The organism is Pseudonocardia sp. KRD291 (assembly GCF_019263595.1).
GTDB lineage: Bacteria > Actinomycetota > Actinomycetes > Mycobacteriales > Pseudonocardiaceae > Pseudonocardia.
Genome location: NZ_JADQDD010000352.1, coordinates 1 through 5,669 on the forward strand (window position 1 = coordinate 1; position 5,669 = coordinate 5,669).

Genomic DNA, 5,669 nt, shown 5'->3' on the forward strand with positions numbered 1-5,669 from the left:
GATCGCCTTTCGCGTGCTCGCCCGCAAACCCGGCTGATCACTACCGAGGCGGTCAAGCAGAAAGCCGTCGCGTGGCCCCGGTGCGCCAGCGTTGAACCTGGTCAGGCAGCGGCTGATCGCGTCTGCGACGACTTGGAGGGAGCGCCATGTCCCAGCGCGCCGATGCGCGGACCCGTCGCGAGGGGGGCGGGTCGACCCACTACCGGCCGACCCGCCACCGAGGGCTTACCCGGCGTGGCCGGTGAAGCGGCGCAGTCGCAGGCTGTTGCCGACCACGAACACCGGCTGAATGCCATCGCCGCTCCGGCGATCATGGGGTTGAGCAGGTCCAGTGCGGCCAGAGGCAGGCGGCCGGGTGGTCGTCTCGGGGATGACCACCCGGCTACCGGTCAACCTGCGGGGGCCGCCGGACGGGGCCCACGCATCGCGGGCCGTCGCTGCGGAGCGAACCTCTCCAGTTGTAGCCAGCGGCACACGTGATCGTCAGCGTCACTGGAGCGCGAGCCGGTGAACGGAACCCGCCCCGCAGTGAACGAGCGCCCCGGGACCTCGGACGAAGAGCCGCCGTTGACCGCAGGCCGGGCCTCGTCGGGAGCTCGGGCTACCCGCCCCGACGACAGCCACCGCCGCGCCCGCCTCAGCGCGCCTCGCCGGCTCCGAGCCCGAGCGAACCCCATGCAACCAGGCGCAGCGCCTCCGGCGGCCCTCCCGGGGAGGCCTCTGCTTCAGGACGAGGGTGGCTGCAGGCAGGAGTGGGGCGGACAGGAGCCGGCGTCCGGTGCGCGGCAGCAACGGTAGGGGCACCGCGACCTGGGCGCCGGTCAGGGGCGCGCCGGCGGTGAGCAGCGCGGTCAGTTCCACCTCCCGCGTGTCGGGATGACCGGCCGTGACGTCGCAGTTCTGGTCAGTGACCAGCCGGGGTGAAGCGTGCTCCGGCCGGGGGCTAGCATGCGGGGCATTCGGGCCAGTCGTGATGACCTCGGCGGGCGGCGGCTCGGCCCGGATATCGCCAGGTTCCACCGCGGCCGCGGGCTCGTCCCCCAGGGTTGCGCTGGCTGCGGTGGAACCTGCCCTGGGTGACTCTGCGGTCGGTGTCTGCCCGGCGCGGGCGGCGGCGTGTACGGCCTCGGTGAGCGCCTCGCGGAGCCCTGCCACGGCCTCGGCGGTCACGAAAACACCACCAGCGGCGGCACCGAGTTCAGCACCACCTGTCACGCGGTCCACCCGTCGGCCCATGTCGACCAGGTGTCATCATGTAGGCCAACCCCAACTGGCCATGAGCGGTACTGTCAACTTGACGGCTCTGGCACAGATGCGGTGGTGGTTCAGCTGAGTAGGGGGTACATACGTGCTCACTCTCGAGCTGGGTTAGGTGCCGGTGCCCGAGCCGGCTGTGGTCTCGGTCCGGGACGGACTGTGATCACGGTGGCGGCAAGGACGAGATTGCCGCGCACGACCCGCTGCGCTCGTGACTTGAGGGGAGACGCAGGTCGCCCGCGGCACCGGAGGACAGGTGTCGACCCGGAGTGGGCAGGTCCAGTCACCGTTCGGTCGCTGCTGACCGCCGGGCGGCCATCTCTGTGGAGGCGTTCACGACCTGGACCTTGTCGCCATTCTGCAGGTCGTTGAACCACGCCTGGGCGTCGCCGAGCTCCAGCTTGATACAGCCGGCCGAGGAACGGGACCGGTCACCACCGTGAAAGGCAACCCCTCCGTCGGCGAAGAAGATGGAGTAGGGCATCGGCGCCGGGCGCCCGTCGGGGCCGTTGAACTCCCCACTGACGTGGTCCTTGTCCTTGCGGTAGACGCGGAACGAGTGCCCGACCGGGGTCTGCTGATCGGCCCCGCCGGAGGCGATGCGCACCGGTCCGCGGATCACCTTGCCGTCCCGGATCAGCCACGCCTGCTGCGACTCCAGGTCCACACACGACCGCGCCGACACCGAGCACGGAGTACCCGGCGTCAATGGCTCGGCGTGCGCAGCCCGGGCCACGGGACTGGTCTCGGCCTCGTCACTGGCCGAGGCCGGCCCGGCAAGCGCCAACCCCGCCATCGTGATCAGACCCGCCACCACCGCGGCCGCGGTCCGGGCACGGCTGAACGAAGCCTTCTTCATATGAACTCCTCACATCGGCGCCACTCGCTCGGGAACGGGTAGCTGTTCCACTAGTGAGGACGTTCTCCTGGCGAGGGCGTTGCCCGGCTCCGACCTCGGATGTCTCCACGTTCGAGTGATCTACGCAGGATGATAGTAGGTCAGTACTTGTCCATGGCCATGGAAAAGTCCCCGGTGATGGCCAGGTGTAGGTCCCCGCTGGTGGCCAGATAGAAGTCCCCACCCCTTGCTCGTCGTGTCGACCTGGAGCGTGGGCCCTGGGCGGTGACGGTGGCGGTGCCAACCAGTCACCGCACCGCCCAGGGGGCTCCATTGAAGTCTGCGAGGGAACGGATGGACATCATTTCCGCCTACCGAGAAGTGGGCAGTTACCGTGGTGCCGCTGCGATCAGCGGTACGACGCCGAAGACGGTGAAGCGGGTGATCGCCCGCCACGAGGGCGCCGGTGTCGCGCCGGTGGCCCGGGCGCGGGCCCGCAACTACGACCCGGTGACCGCGCTGGTGGCCGAGCGGGTCGCCAGGACCGGGGCCAGGATCACCGCGAAGCGGCTGCTGCCGGCCGCCCGCGCCGCGGGCTACGAGGGGTCGGCGCGCAACTTCCGGCGGCTGGTCGCGACACAGAAAAAGTTATGGCGCAACGACAACCATCGCGGGCGGCGGCCGGCGGTGTGGTCACCGGGCGAGCACCTGGTCATCGACTGGGGCGTGCTGGGCTCACTGCACGTGTTCTGCGCGGTCCTGGCGTGGTCTCGGGTGCGGTTCGTGCGCTTCGCCGACAACGAACGCGCCGAGACCACGCTGGCGCTGCTCGCCGAGTGCTTCGATCACCTGGGCGGGGTTCCCGGGGTGGTGCTGGCCGACCGGATGGGCTGCCTCAAGGGCGGGGTCGTCGCGAACAAGGTCGTGCCCACCGCTGCCTACGTGCGCTTCGCCGCCCATCACGGGTTCCGGCCCGACTTCTGCGAGGCCGCCGATCCGGAGTCGAAGGGGATCGTGGAGAACCTGGTCGGCTACGCCAAGTCCGACCTGATGATCCCCGGCGCCGCCGGGTCCGGTGAGCCGTTCACCGATCTGGGCGCGGCCAACACCGCCGCCGCGGCGTGGTGTGTCGAGGTCAACGCCGTGACCCACTCCGAGATCTGCGCGGTGCCCGCCGAGCGGCTGGCGACCGAGCGGGAGCTGCTCGCCCCGTTGCCGTCGCTGCGGGCCAGCATCGGCAGGTCGGTGACCCGCAAGGTCGACCGGCTGGCCTGTGTCCGGTTCGGCTCGGCCCGCTACTCGGTGCCGGTCGCGCTGATCGGCACCCAGGTCCGGCTCCGGGTCGACCACGACCGGTCCCTGTCGGTCCTGTCCGGTCCCGGCGAGGGCGAGCTGGTCGCCGAGCACCTGCTGGTCGCCCCGGGCGAGGCGTCGATCCACGATGATCACTACGGCGGCCCGCGCCCGGCGCCGCGGCGGGCGGTGCGCCCGCGCACCGGGCCGGAGAAGGCGTTCTGCGCGCTCGGACCGACCGCCGAGGCGTTCCTCACCGGCGCCGCCGCGGCCGGGCACACCCGCCTCGGCCCGGAGTTGGTCGAGCTCAACACCCTGGCCGCCGCGCACGGCGAACCCGTCTTCCTCGACGCCCTGTCCCGCGCGGTCGCGTTCAGCCGCTGGCGCGCCGCCGACGTGCGCTCCATCCTGGCCGCCGGCACCGGCACACCACAGCCCCGACCAGCCGGTGAGGCCCTGGTCCTCGAGCTACCGGTCGTCCCGACCCGGCCACTGAGCGACTACACCACCGCCACCACCAGGGCAGCCACGAGCGGGGCCAGCACGAGCAGGGCCAGCACGAGCAGGGCCAGCACGAGCAGGGCCAGCACGAGCAGGGCCAGCACGAGCAGGGCCAGCACGAGCAGGGCCAGCACGAGCAGGGCCAGCACGAGCAGGGCCAGCACGAGCAGGGCCAGCACGAGCGGGAGCCGGGCGTGACCGCGAAGACGCCGCCAACGCTCGCTCCTGACCTGGTCGACGGGTTGCGTCGGCTCAAGTTGGCCGCGATGCGTCAACTCGCCCCCGAGCTCCTGGTCACCGCCAAGACCCAGCGCTGGGCCCCGGAGGAGCTGCTGCGCACCCTGATCGAGGCCGAGATCAGCGCCCGCGACGCCTCGAATGCCCGCAACCGGGCCAAGGCCGCCGCGTTCCCCGTCACCAAGACCCTCGACGAGTTCGACCGCACCGCCTCCAGCATCGCGCCCGCCACCCTGGACTACCTGTCCTCGCTGGAATGGATCACCGCCCGGGAGAACCTCTGCCTGGTCGGACCAGCCGGCACCGGCAAGTCCCATCTGCTGGTCGCGCTCGGGGTCGCCGCGGTCGAGGCCGGGCACCGGGTCCGCTACTTCACCGCCGCCGACCTGGTCGAGACCCTCTACCGCGGCCTGGCCGACAACAGCGTCGGCCGAGTCATCGACACCCTGCTGCGCAACGACCTGATCATCTGTGACGAGGTCGGGTTCGCCCCGCTCGACGACACCGGCGCACAGCTGCTGTTCCGGTTCATCGCCGCCGCCTACGAACGCCGCGCCCTGGGCATCGCCAGCCACTGGCCCTTCGAGTCCTGGGGCCGGTTCCTCCCCGAACACACCACCGCGGTCAGCCTCCTCGACCGGCTCCTACACCACGCCAACGTCGTGGTCACCGACGGCGAGTCCTACCGCATGCGCGAAGCCCGAACGAAAGGAGCGGGCACCGTCACGAAACACCGCTGATCAACCCGAGGGGTGGGGACTCTTACCTGGCCACCAGCGGGGACCACAACTTGGCCGTTGACAGTACTCACAGAGCGTAGCTGGGTGTGGTCCGCAATGGCTCTAGGCAGTCGGGCCGGTGGCGGATCGGCTGGGAGGCCATTACCGATACGGGCCATCAGTAAGGAACGTGTCACCAGCCGCCACTCGGGCGGACCTGCTCGCGGCGGTGCGCCCGGCGGTCGGTAGCTTGCCGCCGTGCCCAAGGGGCTGGACCAAGACGAGCTGATCGAGCGGTGGACGCTGGTCGGTGAGGAGCTGGAGCGCTGCCGCACGAAGCGCGGCTGAGCGGGCTGGCGTTCGCGGTGTTGTGGAAGTTCTTCCTGCAGCACGCCCGCTTTCCCCGGGGGCGCTCCGAGGTGCCGGACGACGCGGTGGTCTTCGTCGCCCGCCAGCTGCAGCTCTCGGCCTCTGAGCTGGGGTTTCTACGACTGGTCAGGGCGCACGATCGAGCGGCACCGGGCGGAGGTACGCGCACTGCTCGGGTTCCGCGAGTGCTCGCTCACCGACCAGGACGCCGGAGTCGAGTGGCTGATTGAGCACGTCACCGTCGCCGAGCAGCGCCCTGATCAGGTGCGGGCGGAGCTGCTGGGGTGGATGCGTGGTGTTCGGGTGGAACCACCGACCGCGGGCCGGCAGGACCGGATGGTGCGCTCGGCGCTGGACCGCGGCGAGCGGACGCTGATCGATCGCGTCGGCGTTCGACTGCCGGCAGAAGCGCGGGGGCGGTTGGACGGGCTGGTGTTCGGCGTCCCCGACGACCC

The 5,669-nt window shown here is 71.0% G+C and carries 3 protein-coding genes and 1 pseudogene; 3 read left to right on the forward strand and 1 reads right to left on the reverse strand.

From position 1 onward, the window contains the following. Positions 1–1,540: 1,540 nt before the first annotated feature. Positions 1,541–2,116: a L,D-transpeptidase gene (locus I4I78_RS29355; RefSeq protein ID WP_218614757.1), complete on the reverse strand. Its 576-nt coding sequence runs from the start codon at positions 2,114–2,116 to the stop codon at positions 1,541–1,543. 312 nt (positions 2,117–2,428) lie between these two features. Between I4I78_RS29355 and istA the strand changes: the two are divergent. The 3 genes and pseudogenes from istA to I4I78_RS34355 form a co-directional block, all read left to right on the forward strand. Continuing rightward, positions 2,429–3,922: pseudogene (gene istA, locus I4I78_RS29360) on the forward strand (IS21 family transposase); the annotation flags it as partial. Between the two features lie 161 nt (positions 3,923–4,083). Continuing rightward, positions 4,084–4,866, forward strand: coding sequence for an IS21-like element helper ATPase IstB (istB, locus tag I4I78_RS29365; protein WP_308252435.1), 783 nt, complete (start codon positions 4,084–4,086; stop codon positions 4,864–4,866). Positions 4,867–5,352: 486 nt separating this feature from the next. Continuing rightward, a partial coding sequence (locus tag I4I78_RS34355; RefSeq protein ID WP_374225940.1) for a DUF4158 domain-containing protein occupies positions 5,353–5,669 on the forward strand: 317 nt, incomplete at its 3' end.

Bases quoted from the DNA above. Each gene is read 5' to 3' on its own strand.
- I4I78_RS29355 (WP_218614757.1), bottom strand. From the start codon at position 2,116: ATGAAGAAGGCTTCGTTCAGCCGTGCCCGGACCGCGGCCGCGGTGGTG.